Genomic DNA, 15,196 nt, shown 5'->3' with positions numbered 1-15,196 from the left:
CGCTGATCAATAACGCCGCCTATGTCGATCTGGTTCAGGGCGGCGAGATCGATATTGCCATTTCCCCTCAACAGGCAACGATCGGCAGCCTGCTGACCCACGTGCGCCGGGGCGATATCGTCAACGTCCACTCGCTGCGCCGGGGCGCCGCCGAGGCCATCGAGGCCATCGCCCATGGCGACAAGCAGTCATCAAGGGTGGTCGGGCGCACCATTCGCGAGATCGACCTGCCCGAGGGCACCACCATCGGCGCGATCGTGCGTGGTAAAGAGGTGATGATCGCCCACGACCACATCGTGGTGGAAAGTGGAGACCACGTCATCCTGTTCGTCATCGACAAGCGGCGCATTCGCGACGTGGAGCGCTTGTTCCAGGTAGGGCTGACGTTCTTCTGATGCTTAAATTCGGCGCGCAACTTATTGACCAGGGGAGCCTAGAACAGCCATGAGCCTGAGGGTTATTCTACGAATCCTGGGGCTGCTGTTGATGCTCTTCAGCCTCACCATGCTCCCCCCCATGCTGATTTCCGTGTGGTTTCGCGACGGCGTTTGGGACGCCTTTATGATGGCCATGGCCATTACCGTGGCGACGGGGCTGTGTTTCTACTTACCCAACCGTCGCGCACAAAAAGAGCTGCGCGTGCGCGACGGCTTCATTATCGCCGCCATGTTCTGGACCGTGCTGGCCCTGTTCGGCTCGCTGCCCTTGATGCTGTTTGGCGATGAGGCGCTCGGTTTGACCGATGCTGTCTTCGAGTCTTTTTCGGGGCTGACCACCACGGGCGCGACGGTCATAACAGGGATCGACTTTCTGCCCGAATCGATTCTCTACTACCGCCAGCAGCTCCAATGGCTGGGCGGCATGGGGATCGTGGTTTTGGCCGTGGCGATTCTGCCCACACTCGGCGTTGGCGGCATGGCGCTTTACCGCACGGAAATACCCGGCCCTTTGAAAGATTCCAAGCTGACCCCGCGCATCACCGAAACTGCCAAGGCGCTGTGGTATATCTACGCCACATTGACGGTGGCTTGCATGCTGGCCTATATGGCGGCTGGCATGAACTGGTTCGATGCGCTGGGGCACAGTTTTTCGACGGTAGCCATTGGCGGCTTTTCCACCCACGACGCCAGTATCGGCTATTTTGACAGCGCCGCGATCGAAATGATCTGCGTGGGCTTTATGCTGATTTCGGCGTTCAGCTTCAGCCTGCACTTTATCGCCTGGCGCGAAAAACGCCTGACACACTACTTCCAGGATCCGGAAGCCCGGTTTCTGATGCTGTTTCTTGCCGGGCTGACCACCATTACCGTAACCACCCTATGGCTGAGTAACACCTACAGCGATATCGACGTGCTACGCCATGCGCTGTTTGAGGTCGTCTCCGTTGCCACCACCGCCGGGTTTGCCGTGGCTGATTTCTCGGGCTGGCCGGGCGCCCTGCCTTTCCTGCTGTTTGTGGCGGCTTTTGTGGGGGGCTGCTCCGGCTCCACCGCAGGCGGGATGAAGGTCATCCGCATCATTCTGATCATGAAGCAGGGCATGCGCGAGGTCATGCGCTTGATCCATCCCAACGCCGTCATTGCCGTTAAAGTCGGTAAAGTCAGCGTGCCCGACAGTATCGCCCAGGCGGTGTGGGGCTTTTTCTCGGTCTATGTGCTGCTGTTTTTCTTGATGCTGGTAGGCGTCATGGCCACAGGGGTGGATCAGGTCACCGCCTGGTCAACCGTGGGCTCTGCCTTGAACAATCTGGGACCGGCACTTGGCGAAGCCAGCAGCCACTATGGCGATATGCCCGGTATCGCGAAATGGATTCTGGTGTTTGCCATGCTGCTGGGCCGTTTGGAAATTTTCACCGTGCTGGTACTGTTTACGCCTGCCTTCTGGCGGCGCTAACCCACCACCGCTGCCTGCTTATTTATTGAATCGAGACGTTGTCATGACCCAGGAAGACGTTACATCAACAGTGCCCGACAGCGACGCACTGCCCGCGACCAGCGGCCCGATAAACGTGATTACGGTGGGCGATACCCGCTACACGCTGCTAGGCACCGCGCACGTCTCGGAAGAGAGCGCCAACGACGTGCGCCAGTTGATTGACACCGGCCGCTTTGACGCCGTTGCCATCGAGCTGTGCGATGCCCGACACCACAGCATGGCGAACCCTGATGCCATGGGAGAGCAGGACCTGTTCCAGGTATTCAAGCAGGGCAAGGCCGGCATGGTCGCCGCCAGCCTCGCTCTGGGGGCGTTTCAACAACGTATTGCCGACCAATCGGGTATTCAGCCCGGGGCTGAAATGAGAGCCGCCGTCGAGGCATGCAAGGCAAAACAGCTACCGTTGCTGCTGGTCGACCGTGACGTCGGTATTACGCTCAGGCGCATTTACCGCAATGTGCCCTGGTGGCAGCGCTTCTCGCTGTTTACCGGCTTGATCGGCAGCGTGCTCTCGCGGGAAGACGTCTCGAAGGAAGATATCGAGAAGCTCAAGGAAGGCGATATGCTCGAAGCCACGTTCAGCGAATTTGCCGCCCAGTCGGAAGCGCTTTATAACCCGCTGATCCGCGAGCGCGACCGCTATATGGCGCTGCGCCTTGCCGAAGAAACGCCTTCAGGGGGTTACCGAAACGTGCTGGTGGTGCTGGGCGCCGGTCATTTGAAGGGCACCGTCGAGCATCTTGAAGCGCCGCTGCCCGCCAACCCTGGCGAAGAAATCGCCACCCTGGAGGCCACCCCGCCGCCGTCTAAAATTTGGAAACTGGTTCCCTGGCTGATTACCGCTCTGGTATTGGTCGGTTTTGCCATTGGCTTCTCGCGCAACACCGACCTGGGCTGGCAGCTTGTCACCGAATGGTTTTTGATCAACGGCATTTTGTCTGCCGGCGCCACCATCGCCGCTCTGGCGCACCCGGTCACCGTGATCGCCACCTTCTTTGCCGCACCGCTGACGTCGCTAAACCCGACGATTGGCGCCGGGTTTGTGGCCGCCGGGGTCGAGCTTTACATGCGCAAGCCCAAGGTGCGCGACTTTGCCACCCTGCGCAACGATGTGGTGAACCTGAAAGGCTGGTGGAAAAACCGTGTGTCGCGCACGCTGCTGGTATTTATTCTCGCCACGCTCGGTTCAGCGGTGGGTACCTGGGTAGCCGGTTTCAGAATCGCCGGTACGCTGTTTGGCGGCTAGCAGCCTGTCGGGCTTGACCGATCGTCGCGAGAAGCATGGATTCGCAGTAGATCAGTGTTAAGTCCGACAGGCTGCTAAGCGCTGCATCGCCGCCGTCGGCGGGTCAATCTTGTGATACGACCGGCTCGCCGCATAGCTATCGTTGAACACCTCAAAGTAATCATCCAGCACCTCCGCAGCGGAGGTGTCTCCACCCTGCCGCAGCAGCTCGATGGCCACTTCGGCGGTGCAAAGATGCGCTTTGGAGGCAGGCTTGCGCAGACGGTAGCGGGTCTCCCGCTCGGTGCGCAGCGGCAGCACTGGCAACGCATCAAGGTAGGGGCTTTTTCGGAAGATTCGCCGTGCCTGGCGCCAGGTGCCGTCCAGCAGGATATACACCGGAATCTTGCCGCTGTGCCTTGCGTCACTCACCGCCGCCAACGACACCACGCGGTCAGCATAGTCGGGCTGATCATCGGGAAATATTACAAAGGGCGCGTAGCGCGGGTCGTCCAGCAGCGCCATCAACTGCTCATCGGGCGCCGTGCGATACCAGGTAAACACCTTGGTTTGCGACAGCACGTCGCCGATCAGGCGACCCGTGTTGGTTGGCTTATAGTGCTCCAGAGGATGGGTCAGCAACCACACCTGGGCATGGCTTTCGGCCTTGACCTGGTAGGGGCAGAGGCAATTGAGCTCGGGCAGGTTGCAGCCCTCACAGCGTCTGACAAAGCTGCCCCGCGCCTTGAATTCCCGCCTGGGCGGACGCGGATGCCCCGTCGCCGGATCTCTCTCGACGTTTGGGCTGACGGCATCAGCATTGTGCGTACCGGACTCAGAGACTGACATCTGCGCTCCCACGATTGGCAAGGGGCGCCGAGTATAAAGCAGGTCCCCACGCAAAACGAACCCCTCTCAGTTGGATCCCTCCCCCTATGCTCGCCGCTGTAAACCTGGATATTCTTCTTAGTTGACACCTGAGCCGGGTCGCCGATAAAGTCTCGTCAACTTTCAAAAGAATATAGGTTTACCCGTGACCGCCACTGCCGCCAATACCCCGACTGACGCCGCCCGCCACGACTGGACGCTGGACGAGATCAACGCGCTGTTTGCGCTGCCCTTCAATGACCTGCTGTTCCGAGCCCAGCAGGTGCATCGCGCGCATTTCGACGCCAATGCGGTGCAGATTTCGACCCTGCTGTCGATCAAGACCGGCGCCTGCCCGGAAGATTGCAAGTACTGCCCCCAGTCCGGCCACTACAATACCCAGTTGGAAAAAGAGAAGCTGCTGGAAGTTGAAAAAGTGGTCGAACAGGCCAAGGCGGCCAAAGAAGCGGGCGCCAGTCGTTTCTGCATGGGCGCGGCGTGGCGAAGCCCGCGGGATAAGGATCTGGTGCTGGTGGAAGAGATGGTCCGCCAGGTCAAAGCCCTGGGCCTGGAAACCTGCATGACACTGGGCATGGTCGATAGTGATCAGGCTAGCCGCCTGGCTACGGCGGGGCTCGATTACTACAACCATAATCTGGACACCTCGCCCGACTATTACGGCGAGATCATCACCACCCGCACCTTTGGCGACCGGCTGGATACCCTGGCCACCGTGCGCGAGGCGGGCATGAAAGTCTGCTCCGGCGGTATTCTCGGCATGGGTGAAGACGCCCAGGATCGTAGCGCCCTGTTGCAGCAGTTGGCCAGGCTGTCCCCGCACCCCGAGTCTGTCCCCATTAACATGCTGGTCAAGGTGCCCGGCACGCCGCTGGAAAACGTTGAGGATCTGGATCCTATCGAGTTTATCCGTGCTATTGCCGTGGCGCGCATCATGATGCCCCAAAGCCACGTGCGTCTCTCTGCCGGTCGCGAGCAAATGAGCGAATCGACCCAGGCGCTGGCGTTCCTGGCGGGTGCCAACTCGATCTTCTACGGCGACACATTGCTGACCACCGGCAACCCTCAAGCCGAAATCGACCGTGCGCTCTTCGACAAGCTCGGCCTTCATCCGGAGCGCCGGGAAACCTGCGAAGATGACGCGACTCACGCTCAACGCCTGGCACAGCAGGCCGAGCAAAACGCACGCGCAGAGCGCGTGGCCGAGCTGGCGGTCGATGCCAGTGTCTGACGCGTGGCATCAGCGATTAGCCCAGGCCCGCTTGAGCCGCCAGCAGACCCAACGCTGGCGGACCAGAGGAGTCGTGGCGGCGGGTACGCTCGACTTTGCCGGTAACGACTACCTGGGCCTGGCCCAGGACCCTCGCGTCAGCGAGGCCCAGGCGGAAGGCGCGCGCCGATTCGGATCCGGCGCCGGCGCATCGCATCTGGTCAGCGGCCATCTGGAGATTCACGAGGCCCTGGAGAACGCTTTGGCACGCTGGACGGGCCGGCAGCGCGCCCTGCTATTTTCCACTGGCTATATGGCCAACCTTGGCGTTTTGCAGGCGTTAGCCAACGCCGACACGGCAATATTTCAGGACCGTCTCAACCATGCCTCTCTCCTGGATGGTGCCACACTCAGCGGCGCCCGTTCGCGGCGTTTTCATCACCGCGACGCCAACGACCTGAACCGCCTGATAGATCGCAGTCAATGCTCGCATAAGCTCGTGGTCAGCGACGGCGTGTTCAGCATGGATGGCGATGGGGCGGATATTGCCACGCTGGCCCAGGTGAGCCAGCGACACCGCGCCTGGCTGATGATCGACGATGCCCATGGTGTCGGCGTGCTGGGCGATAATGGCAGCGGTTGTGTGGGCACTCGTTGGGGCAGCGCTGATGTACCTGTCCTGGTCGGCACACTGGGCAAAGCGCTCGGCACCGCCGGTGCCTTTGTCGCCGGGGATGCCGCGCTGATCGAGCATATCACCCAGTTTGCCCGCAGCTATGTGTACACCACCGCCCAGCCACCCAGCATTGCCGCCGCGACGCTTAAAGCACTGGAGATCGTTCAGGGTGAACCCGAACACCGCGACCACCTCAACGCCAACATCGCCTACTTCCGCCGCGGGGCGTTGCAACTTGGGCTGCCGCTGAGCACATCGACAACCCCGATTCAGCCACTGCTGCTGGGCAGCGAAGATCGTACCCTCGGCTGGGCGGCAACGCTTGCCAAACATGGCTTACAGGTCGGCGCGATTCGCCCTCCCACGGTGCCCAACGGTGAGGCGCGTCTACGTATCACACTTAGCGCCCGCCATGGCCGCCGCGACATTGATCGTTTGCTGGAAGGTTTAAACGCCTGCCAGCGCGCGGAGGCTACTTGTCACGCTTAGTGTTGTTATCGGGTTGGGGGGTGGACCGGCGCATCTGGCAGACGCTTGAGGGCTATTGGCCTGCGCCTATTGAAGCCCTCGCCATTGACTGGCCGGGCTACGGCGATACGCCTGCCCTACCCGACAACGCCACGCTGGATCAGTTGGCCAGCACCATGGCCAGACAATTGCCCAGCGACGCCATTTGGGTCGGCTGGTCACTGGGTGGGCTATTGGCGGCAGCGCTGCTTGATCACCTCCCGCCGCCGCGGGGCCTCATATTGCTCGGCGCAGGCGAGCGGTTTTATAGCGATGATGGCGTTACTCCATCAGAACTTGCCAGTTTTCGTCGCGCCTTTGCCCGTGACCCCAATGCCACCTGGCGACACTTTTTACGCTGGCAAGCGCGCGGCGAGCCCAACGCCCGCCAGGCCCATCAACAGCTGCGCGGGCTACTGGGTGATCTCCCCGACGCGAACCACCGCGTGCTCGCCCAGGGGCTTGACTGGCTTGCCACTCTCGATAATGCCCAACGTTTACATCAAGCTCCTTGCCCGGTCATGCGCCTGATCGGTGAGAACGACCCACTGGTCGGCAGCCTGGCCCGCGAAAAGGCATCAATACTTGCCCATGCCGGGCATTGCCCCATGCTTTCCCAGCCTGCCCAGTTGGCTGAATCACTGGCAGCAAAGGCGATGCTTGCCGTCAAGGAGCGACCATGAGCACGACTGCCACTTCACCGCCCCCAACCAACTGGCAAGCCAGCGTCGCGCATGCGTTTTCCCGCGCAGCCCCTCGCTACGACGCGCTGGCCAACGCCCAGCGACATATCGGCGAAACGCTCTGGTCCACCTTACCTGATACCGCTGGGCTGAGACTTTTGGATATGGGCTGCGGCACCGGTTACTGGACCCAGCGGCTTGCCGTGCGCTACCCCAATGCTCGCATTACCGGGCTGGATATTGCGCCCGGCATGCTCGCCGAAGCCCAGGCCCGCTTCGGCAACCATATTCGTTGGCAGTTGGGCAACGCCGAGTCGCTCCCCTTTGCCGCCGAAACGTTTGACCTGGTGTTTTCCAACCTGGCAATTCAGTGGTGTCGCGATATCGGCGCGGTGATGAACGATCTCCACCGGGTGCTTGCCCCCGGAGGCCAGGCACATCTCACGACACTACTGCCCGGGACGCTGGCCGAAGTCGCCCATGCCTGGCAGCGCCCGGAGGCGCTATTGCAGACGCCCGACCGGAATGAACTGGCGCGCGCCATTGATCACAGCGGCCTGACGCCCATTCATCAGCATGTCGAGCGACGCACTTTCCACTACCCTGACCTGAACGCCGTGATGGCCTCCATCAAGGGCGTCGGCGCGCAGGTCTCAAGGCCCAACGCCCGGCTGACCCGTCGCGAATTGAAGGCAGCCCGCGAGCGTTTTGAAACGCTCCGTGAGCCCCCAGGCCTGCCGGTGAGCTACCAGTGTTTTACCCTGCAATTGGACAAACCGTTATGAGCGTATTCTTCGTTACCGGCACCGACACCGATGCCGGCAAAACGCTGGTGACCAGCACACTGCTAGCAACGGCCAGTGCTCAGGGACTCACCACGCTGGGCTTGAAGCCGATCGCCTCGGGCAGTCGTGTCACGCCCGAGGGGCTGCGCAACAGTGATGCCCTGGCACTGCAGGTGCAAAGCATGCCGCCGGTGAGTTATGCAACGGTCAACCCCTGGGCCTTTGAGCCCGCCATTGCGCCGCACTTAGCCGCCAGCGAGGCGGGGCAAGTGCTTAAAGTCAGCAATATGGTGGCGACACTTGGCACCACCCTTGCACAAACGCCGCGGGACCTGACCCTGATCGAGGGTGCAGGCGGTTGGCGGGTACCGCTCAACGACCGCGAGGATATTTGCGATCTTCCCCATGCCATGCACCTGCCGGTGATTCTTGTGGTCGGCCTGAAGCTGGGCTGCCTCAACCATGCCAGACTCAGCGCCGAAGCCATTGCCGCCGACGGGCTAACGCTTGCGGGCTGGGTGGGCAGCGTGGTCGACCCGGCCTTTGCCGCTGAGTCGGCCCGCTTTGCTGACAACCTTGAGATACTCAAGCGAACCTTACCGGCCCCCTGCCTGGGTGTTATCCCGTATCTCGAAGCGCCTTCGCCTGAAGCTGCAAAGCCCTACCTTTCCCTGCCGCCGTTACCCACACTGGAGACCCTATGACCTCGCCTGTCTGGCATCCCTATGCGGATCTCAAGCATCAATCGCCTGCGCCCAAAGTGGTGGGCGGTGACGGCGCTCACTTTGTACTTGAGAGCGGTGAACGCCTTCTGGATGCCACCTGTTCCTGGTGGTGCATGATTCACGGCTACGGCCACCCGCGCCTGGTGGCGGCCATCCGCGAGCAGGCCGGTGAGCTTTGCCACGTGATGCTCGGTGGCCTCACCCATGAGCCCGCCGACCGCCTGGCCCGCGAGCTGGTACGCATTACGCCCACCGGCCTTGACCATGTGTTCTACTCCGACAGTGGCTCGGTGGGCATGGAAGTGGCGATGAAAATGGCCTTGCAGTACCAGGTACTCACCGGCAATCCCGGCAAGCGCAGGATGCTCTCGCTGATGAAGGCTTATCATGGCGATACCACTGGCTGCATGGCGGTATGCGACCCGGAAGAAGGCATGCACGGGCTGTTTACAGGGCTGCTACCCCGGCACTATTTTGCCCCGGCGCCCACCGCCCCTTATGACGCCACTCCCGAGCAGGTGGAACACGACCTGAGCGCCCTGCGTGAGGTGCTTGAACGCCACCATGATGAGATCGCCGCGCTGCTGATGGAGCCGCTGTTGCAAGCCGCTGGCGGGCTCAATATGACCTCGCCGGACTACCTGCGCGGCGCGCGGGCGCTATGTGATGAATTTGGGGTACTGCTGATCTTTGACGAAGTGGCCACTGGCTTCGGCCGCACCGGCAAGCTGTTTGCCGCCGACCACGCAGACATCACGCCGGACATCATGGTGCTCTCCAAAGGCTTGACCGGCGGTTACCTGGGCCACGCCGCGACGCTTGCTACAAACCGTGTGCACGACGCCTTTATCGGCGACAGCGAGCACCACGCCTTTATGCACGGACCGACGTTCATGGGCAACCCGCTGGCCTGTCGCGTGGCGCTGGAAAGCCTGCGGGTATTCGAGGAAGAGGATTACCTTGGCAAGATCACCACGCTCAACCAATTACTGCGCCGCGAGCTGCTGGAAGACCCCGCGCTCAACGCGCATCCAGCGGTGGCCGACGTCCGGGTCCTCGGCGCCACGGCGGTGATCGAAACCCACTCCGCTGAAGCACTGAAAGGCGTTGCAGGCTTCGCCCGCGAACGCGGCGTCTGGTTGCGCCCCATCGGCCGCTGGCTTTACACCATGCCCGCCTACATTACCTCTGAAACGGAGATGGTACAGGTCACCGACGTCATGAAGGCGTGGTTTTTGGAAAGCTCAGGGCAACATTAGATTACCCTGCTTGCGCCACTGGTTGACCAGCGCGGGCACACCTTCACCGGCGGTGGTGTTAATCGCCAGCACGCCCGGCGGGGTTAGCGCATCTGCATCGGGGTCGACCAGCGCGCAGGGCGTCTCCAGCTCAATGTAGGACAGCAGCGACGCGGCAGGCATCACGGCAAGCGATGTGCCCACTACCAGGAAAAAATCCGCTTGGCTTGCGATCTCGCAGGCATCTTCAAACAGCGGTACCGATTCGCCAAACCAGACAACGTCCGGGCGTAACTGGCTGCCCTTGTCGCAGATATCGCCCAGCTCAATGCCACCTTTGGGCAGCGGATAACGCAGCCGTGGATCCACCGAGGAACGCGCCTTCAGGATTTCTCCATGCAGGTGCAATACATGGCGCGACCCCGCGCGCTCGTGGAGATCATCAATGTTTTGGGTAATCACGCTGACCTTGAAGCCCTCCTGCTCAAGCACCGCCAGCGCTTTATGGGCAGCATTCGGTTTGGCGCGGCGAATCTGTTCCCGGCGCTGATTATAAAACCCCAGCACCCGCTCGGGGTCATGCCGCCAACCTTCCGGCGTCGCCACCTCCTCTACTGGATGCTCTTCCCACAGGCCGTCGCTGGCGCGGAAGGTTTTTATTCCACTCTCGACGCTGATACCTGAACCTGTGAATACCACCAAGTGTGGGGCGTCTGCCATAGTGTCCTCGTCGTGATTGACTAGTGTGTTCTTTCTAATATACCAGCTGGCCCACGGTACCCGCGAAACGCTGCTTGTTGCGATACGGATAGACATCAATGACCCGGCCATCGCGAATCGCTTTTTGTACTTCCAGCCAGTAGTCGGGGTCGAAGAGCTCGGGGTGTTGGTCCATGAACATATCGCGCAGCACTTTATTGGCAAACATGAAGGGGCCAAACTCCTCGGGAAAAATATCGTTGGGGCCGATCGATAAGCTGGATGCATCAACCCCCTGGCCTTTCGGCATGTGCCGAAACCGGCACTCGGTGATGTAGCACACCTCATCGTAATCGTAAAAAATCACCCGACCGTGACGGGTCACCCCAAAATTCTTGAGCAGCATATCCCCGGGGAAAATATTCGCCGCTGCCATTTGCTTGATGGCATTGCCATAATCCTTGAGCACCGTGGCCCGCTCGTCCTCGCTGCACTCCTCCAGGTAAATATTCAGTGGCGTCATCATGCGCTCGGTATAGCAGTGCTTGATGATGACCTTGTCGTCCTTTAGCGAGACCGTCGAGGGCGCCACTTCCAGCAGATGTTCCAGGCACGCCGGATCGAAATGATCCTTGCGCACGATGAAATTGGAGAACTCCTGGGTATCCGCCATACGGCCGACCCGGTCGTGCCGTTTGACCAGCCGATACTTCTCGCGCACCACGGCGTGGGTCACGTCTTTGGCCGGATCGAACTTGTCTTTGATGATCTTGAATACCGTACGGAAGGTAGGCAGCACGAACACCGCCATCACCATGCCGCGCACCCCGGGGGCAATAATAAACTGGTCCTCGCGCTTGGCCACCTGCTGATTGAGCGCCCGGAAAAACTCGGTCTTGCCATGCTTGAAGAAACCGATGGCGGCGTAGAGTTCTCCCGCCGGCTTGTGGGGCATCAGCTGTTTCAGGTACTGGACGAACTCCCCTGGTACCGGCACATCCACCTGAAAATAGGCCCGGGTAAACGAGAAGATGATCGAGACTTCATCGGTTTCCGTCAGCACCGTATCCAGATGAAGGCAAGGGTCGCCGCCCTGCTGCTCGCCAAAGCCCTCGCCGTGGAGGATCGGCAACACCAGCGGCACCTGCTCGCCGCCGCCCAGGATACGACCGACCAGATAAGCCCCTTTGTTGCGATAGAACACACTTTTCAAAAGCTCGATCTGAGCATCGTCGGCCTGCCATATCGCCGCGGGCAGTTGGGCTTCCAGTAACGCTGTCCCAAGCTCGACATCCAGCTCCAGATCGGCAAAGGGGTTATCGAACGGAGCTTCTTCCAGCGCCCACCTCAGGGCACTTGGCCAGTCACCATTCACCGGGTAGCGACGGCAGAGCTCAATGCCCGAGCGATGCGCAGCATCGTCGCGGGAGCTGTACACAAACATCCATTCATTGCGGATGTGGCGGTGCTGGAAAATCGAGCAGAACAGTGAGTTGAAAAAGGTTTCGGCCAATTCGTAATCGAGCCGCTGGCTGATCAATTCCGCATAGTGGTGACGCGCTTCGCCCCAGGTTTCACAGTGAACCAGTACATCTTGGGGGAAAGTACGCCGCAAACGCCCGAGGGTATCCTCCACCTTTTCGCCGTAGAGATTGATACGCGACGCCGAAGCCTGCTGGGCATCGCGCCATGCCGCCTCGCGAAAGCGGCGGCTGGCGTCGAAGGTAATCTGTTTGAAGCGCGCACGGTACTCGTCAAAGCCGTGCAGAATAGTGGCCGCTAGGCGATACGCGGGAGATAGTTTCACGGCTAGACTCCTGTTCGTTTTGACCAGCTTGGCGTAACCGGATACTACATGCGAGGCGACCTTGGTGTGACTAGCCCTCGGTATCCAGAAGCGCTGTCAGCGGAGCCACCTGATCCGGGTCAGCCAGCGCCTTTGCCAACCTGGCAATGTCTTCCGCAAGCGGTCGATCCTGTTCGAGCGGTGCCGCAAGCTCACGAACCCATTCACACAGGGACCGGGAAGCCAAGCTGAGCGACGACATGTTCTTCAACTCGGCGCCCTGCACCATCACCAACGCCTCAATCGCCAGCACCTGATAAAGCTGTTCCAGGCTAGTGCTCGCACGCCGCGCGGCAATAGTCCCCAGCGGGACAATATCCTGGTTATCGGCGTTGGTGGGAATCGACTGGATCGAGGCGGGCATAGCCTGGCTGCGTAGCTCGGCAACCAGCGCTGTCGCACTGACCTGAGCTCCCATGAAGCCGCTGTGCAACCCGGTATCCAGCGGCTGCATAAACGCAGGCAACCCTTTATTCGTCAAGGGGTTGGTTATTCTGGCAATGCGCCGCTCACTGTACAGCGCCATCTGGATGATGGCGTTGTTGAGATGATCGCTGGCAAACGCCAACTGCTGACCGAAGAAATTACCGCCATGCAGCACGATATCTTCCTCGGCGAAAAGTAGCGGGTTATCGGTGACGGCCTCCAGTTCGATACGCGTCGTTTGAGCGTGTTGTTCGACCACGTCCCAGACCGCTCCCAAGGCCTGCGGGGCGCAACGCAGTGTATAGGCATCCTGAGGTAACGGGCGATGCTGTTCAATACTGCCGGGCATGTCCGGCAGCAACTCGGGCCTCGGCTGCCAGGGAGTCAAAGCGCCACTGTCTGACGAAAGCGACCATAGCCAGCGATGCAACTGACTCTGGCCCGGGTGGGGACGCAGCTCTCCGATGGCGGGATGAAAAGCCTCACGGTGCCCTGCCAGCAGCTCGGCATAAAGCAGGACCAGCAACGTGCTGAGCTTTAAAGCCCGCTGGGACGCCACGGCATTCATAGCGGCAATACCCGCCGTGGCCGAAGTGCCATTAACCAGAGCAATGGCATCTTTTCCCTGTAGCACTAATGGCTTCCAGCCTAATTGGTTATGGGCATCGCTGCTGGCTACCCAGCGTCCGCCACGAAGGCTTACACGCCCCTCTCCACTGAGCGCCCGCGCCAAATGCGCCAGCGGAGTCAGGTCACCGCTAGCGCCAACGGTGCCCTGCGCGGGCACCTCAGGCACCATATCGACCTCCAGCCATGCTTGCAGCCGGCCGATGAGCACAGGGTTGGCGCCAGAGTGCCCCTGCACCAGGCTGGTCAATCGCGCCACCATCATTGCCCGCACATGTTGGTGAGATAGCGGCTCGCCCACCCCGCTGCACAGGTGATAAACCAGGTTCTGCTGCAACAAGGCAGACTGCCTGGGATCGACGTTGGTGGTGGCTAACGGCCCGTACCCGGTTGTCACTCCGTAGATTCGACGCCGCTGGTCGATAGCCTCGCACAGGAACGCGTGGGCCTTGGCTACCGCGCGCTCTTCCTGTGGCGATATAGCAAGCGACCGACGCCCCAGGGCGATCTTTTCAATCTCTTCAAGCGAGCGACGTCCGTTGTCCATAGTCATATGTCCTGTGATGAAGCCTTTCTGGCGGAATTACCAGTCCCTGGGCTTGCCCATCGCATTGGTGGGTAAGACATCGCCATAAGTAACAGCCACGGGGCGCTCGGCGGCAGGCCATTGGCTGATGGCCTGGGCGATCTCGGAGGCGGCGTGTTTCTCGTCTTCCACCGGCACCACAAAGGCTTTCAAACGCCGCCTTCCAGAGGACTCCGTAGCGCGAACGGCGCAGTCAGCCACGCTTGCCAGACCGCGCAGACGTCCGGCGACGTGGCCAGGGCTAACGTTGACGCCGCCAATCGCCACGACATCGTCATGGCGTCCCTGCAGCGTGAAGGTGTTATCGTCTAGCCAGCGAGTGTGGTCCAGCAGCGGCGTGGCGGTTTGGCCACCCAGGCGCTGAATGTGGTTGGCATCAAGGCGCTGCCAATGGGCTAGCAACTGGTAGGCGTCTTCCGGATACCAGCGGGTCGCCACTCCGCCAGTTTCGGTGCTGCCGTAGATATCCAGCAGCTCACTTAGCCCGTTTTGGAGCAGCGTCTCGGGGGTCTCGGCAGCCAGCGGCGCGGTGGACGAGACGCCGACAACCGCGTCCGGCCAGGCGCGCCGCGAGACGGCCAGGTAGTCCCAGCGGGGTGGAACGGTAACCACCAGATCGCCAGGCGATAGCGAGGGCAATGCGTTAGCATCAACGCTGATGCGCGGCACACCCACCACCCCCGGCAACGCCACGCCGAGCATGAAACCATAGAGGTGATGCAAGGGCAGCCAGCGAATCACGCGGTTAAGAGTCCCCTGCGAGACAAGGCGCTGCGCCAGGGCATGCGCCTCCGCCTCGATGGCGTCCCAGCGATGTAGATGGGCAGAGGGCGCCCCGGTGCTGCCCGAGGTTCTGAACGTCAGCCCCGAGGTGTCGGAAACAGCCTGGGCCACCAAAGAGGCCCAATCATCTACGTGCTGGGTCATCAGTAGGCGATCTTCAACGCCCGTTTCGTGTAGACAGAAGAATTCATTGACGCAGGCAGCCAGGTGTAGCCGTTCGAGTGAATCAATCGCGGGAGGAGACTGCCAGTCCGGTGCGGGGGAGCCTCGATAGGCAGCCAACTCCGCGCTCAGCAATGATTGCAGGACAGCTTTGCAATCGGCTTCGTTCAGCCACTGAGGCATCTTGAGAATCCTTAA

General features: G+C 60.9%; 14 protein-coding genes. 9 read left to right on the top strand and 5 right to left on the bottom strand.

What is annotated here, in order from left to right:
* The 3 genes from QC816_RS17355 to QC816_RS17345 form a co-directional block, all read left to right on the top strand.
* Positions 1-395 (top strand): TrkA C-terminal domain-containing protein (locus QC816_RS17355; RefSeq protein WP_309783655.1); only part of this gene is annotated, 395 nt, incomplete at its 5' end.
* 49 nt (positions 396-444) lie between these two features.
* The gene (locus QC816_RS17350; protein WP_085918412.1) at positions 445-1,893 is read left to right on the top strand and encodes a TrkH family potassium uptake protein; all 1,449 of its coding nucleotides are present in this window, start codon (positions 445-447) and stop codon (positions 1,891-1,893) included.
* 43 nt (positions 1,894-1,936) lie between these two features.
* Complete coding sequence (locus tag QC816_RS17345) at positions 1,937-3,181, top strand: TraB/GumN family protein (RefSeq protein ID WP_264824536.1); 1,245 nt, start codon at positions 1,937-1,939, stop codon at positions 3,179-3,181.
* Positions 3,182-3,238: 57 nt separating this feature from the next.
* Here QC816_RS17345 and QC816_RS17340 read toward each other — a convergent pair whose 3' ends face one another.
* Positions 3,239-4,009 (bottom strand): tRNA-uridine aminocarboxypropyltransferase, encoded by a 771-nt coding sequence (locus QC816_RS17340; RefSeq protein ID WP_085918410.1) that lies wholly within the window; start codon positions 4,007-4,009, stop codon positions 3,239-3,241.
* 184 nt (positions 4,010-4,193) lie between these two features.
* On the opposite strand from QC816_RS17340, the gene bioB reads away from it, so the two are divergent.
* Genes bioB through bioA form a run of 6 tightly spaced genes read left to right on the top strand, consistent with a single transcriptional unit; the run spans position 4,194 to position 9,890 of the window.
* Positions 4,194-5,276, top strand: a complete 1,083-nt coding sequence (bioB, locus tag QC816_RS17335; RefSeq protein WP_309783651.1) for a biotin synthase BioB — start codon at positions 4,194-4,196, stop codon at positions 5,274-5,276.
* Complete coding sequence (gene bioF / locus QC816_RS17330; RefSeq protein ID WP_085918408.1) at positions 5,263-6,420, top strand: 8-amino-7-oxononanoate synthase; 1,158 nt, start codon at positions 5,263-5,265, stop codon at positions 6,418-6,420. The genes bioB and bioF overlap by 14 nt, the downstream gene beginning before the upstream one ends.
* Positions 6,408-7,121: an alpha/beta fold hydrolase gene (locus QC816_RS17325; RefSeq protein ID WP_309783648.1), complete on the top strand. Its 714-nt coding sequence runs from the start codon at positions 6,408-6,410 to the stop codon at positions 7,119-7,121. Before bioF ends, QC816_RS17325 begins: the two co-directional genes overlap by 13 nt.
* A complete protein-coding gene (locus tag QC816_RS17320; RefSeq protein WP_309783646.1) occupies positions 7,118-7,906 on the top strand; it encodes a methyltransferase domain-containing protein in 789 nt (262 codons plus the stop codon). The genes QC816_RS17325 and QC816_RS17320 overlap by 4 nt, the downstream gene beginning before the upstream one ends.
* Positions 7,903-8,610 (top strand): dethiobiotin synthase, encoded by a 708-nt coding sequence (gene bioD / locus QC816_RS17315; protein ID WP_309783644.1) that lies wholly within the window; start codon positions 7,903-7,905, stop codon positions 8,608-8,610. The genes QC816_RS17320 and bioD overlap by 4 nt, the downstream gene beginning before the upstream one ends.
* Positions 8,607-9,890, top strand: coding sequence for an adenosylmethionine--8-amino-7-oxononanoate transaminase (gene bioA / locus QC816_RS17310; RefSeq protein ID WP_264824541.1), 1,284 nt, complete (start codon positions 8,607-8,609; stop codon positions 9,888-9,890). Before bioD ends, bioA begins: the two co-directional genes overlap by 4 nt.
* Here the strand turns inward: bioA and QC816_RS17305 are convergent.
* The 4 genes from QC816_RS17305 to QC816_RS17290 all read right to left on the bottom strand — a co-directional run bounded on the left by QC816_RS17305 (position 9,876) and on the right by QC816_RS17290 (position 15,181).
* The gene (locus QC816_RS17305) at positions 9,876-10,589 is read right to left on the bottom strand and encodes an SIR2 family NAD-dependent protein deacylase (RefSeq protein WP_085918403.1); all 714 of its coding nucleotides are present in this window, start codon (positions 10,587-10,589) and stop codon (positions 9,876-9,878) included. The two genes, bioA and QC816_RS17305, sit on opposite strands and share 15 nt — an antisense overlap.
* 34 nt (positions 10,590-10,623) lie before the next feature.
* On the bottom strand, positions 10,624-12,375 hold the full coding sequence (gene aceK / locus QC816_RS17300) for a bifunctional isocitrate dehydrogenase kinase/phosphatase (RefSeq protein WP_309783641.1): 1,752 nt from the start codon (positions 12,373-12,375) through the stop codon (positions 10,624-10,626).
* 70 nt (positions 12,376-12,445) lie between these two features.
* Positions 12,446-14,014 carry an HAL/PAL/TAL family ammonia-lyase gene (locus QC816_RS17295; RefSeq protein ID WP_309783640.1) on the bottom strand — a complete coding sequence of 523 codons (1,569 nt, stop codon included), beginning with the start codon at positions 14,012-14,014 and terminating at the stop codon, positions 12,446-12,448.
* A 36-nt stretch (positions 14,015-14,050) separates the two neighbouring features.
* On the bottom strand, positions 14,051-15,181 hold the full coding sequence (locus QC816_RS17290) for an AMP-binding protein (protein ID WP_309783638.1): 1,131 nt from the start codon (positions 15,179-15,181) through the stop codon (positions 14,051-14,053).
* Between the last annotated feature and the right edge of the window lie 15 nt (positions 15,182-15,196).

The organism is Vreelandella janggokensis, from assembly GCF_031451615.1.
Lineage (GTDB): Bacteria > Pseudomonadota > Gammaproteobacteria > Pseudomonadales > Halomonadaceae > Vreelandella > Vreelandella janggokensis.
This window is presented reverse-complemented; position numbering and strand designations above follow the sequence as displayed.

What these genes read in the sequence shown, in the direction of transcription:
- QC816_RS17350 (WP_085918412.1), top strand. Translation starts at nt 445, where the DNA reads ATGAGCCTGAGGGTTATTCTACGAATCCTGGGGCTGCTGTTGATGCTC.
- QC816_RS17345 (WP_264824536.1), top strand. Translation starts at nt 1,937, where the DNA reads ATGACCCAGGAAGACGTTACATCAACAGTGCCCGACAGCGACGCACTG.
- QC816_RS17340 (WP_085918410.1), bottom strand. Translation starts at nt 4,009, where the DNA reads ATGTCAGTCTCTGAGTCCGGTACGCACAATGCTGATGCCGTCAGCCCA.
- bioF (WP_085918408.1), top strand. Translation starts at nt 5,263, where the DNA reads ATGCCAGTGTCTGACGCGTGGCATCAGCGATTAGCCCAGGCCCGCTTG.
- QC816_RS17320 (WP_309783646.1), top strand. Translation starts at nt 7,118, where the DNA reads ATGAGCACGACTGCCACTTCACCGCCCCCAACCAACTGGCAAGCCAGC.
- bioD (WP_309783644.1), top strand. Translation starts at nt 7,903, where the DNA reads ATGAGCGTATTCTTCGTTACCGGCACCGACACCGATGCCGGCAAAACG.
- bioA (WP_264824541.1), top strand. Translation starts at nt 8,607, where the DNA reads ATGACCTCGCCTGTCTGGCATCCCTATGCGGATCTCAAGCATCAATCG.
- QC816_RS17305 (WP_085918403.1), bottom strand. Translation starts at nt 10,589, where the DNA reads ATGGCAGACGCCCCACACTTGGTGGTATTCACAGGTTCAGGTATCAGC.
- QC816_RS17295 (WP_309783640.1), bottom strand. Translation starts at nt 14,014, where the DNA reads ATGGACAACGGACGTCGCTCGCTTGAAGAGATTGAAAAGATCGCCCTG.
- QC816_RS17290 (WP_309783638.1), bottom strand. Translation starts at nt 15,181, where the DNA reads ATGCCTCAGTGGCTGAACGAAGCCGATTGCAAAGCTGTCCTGCAATCA.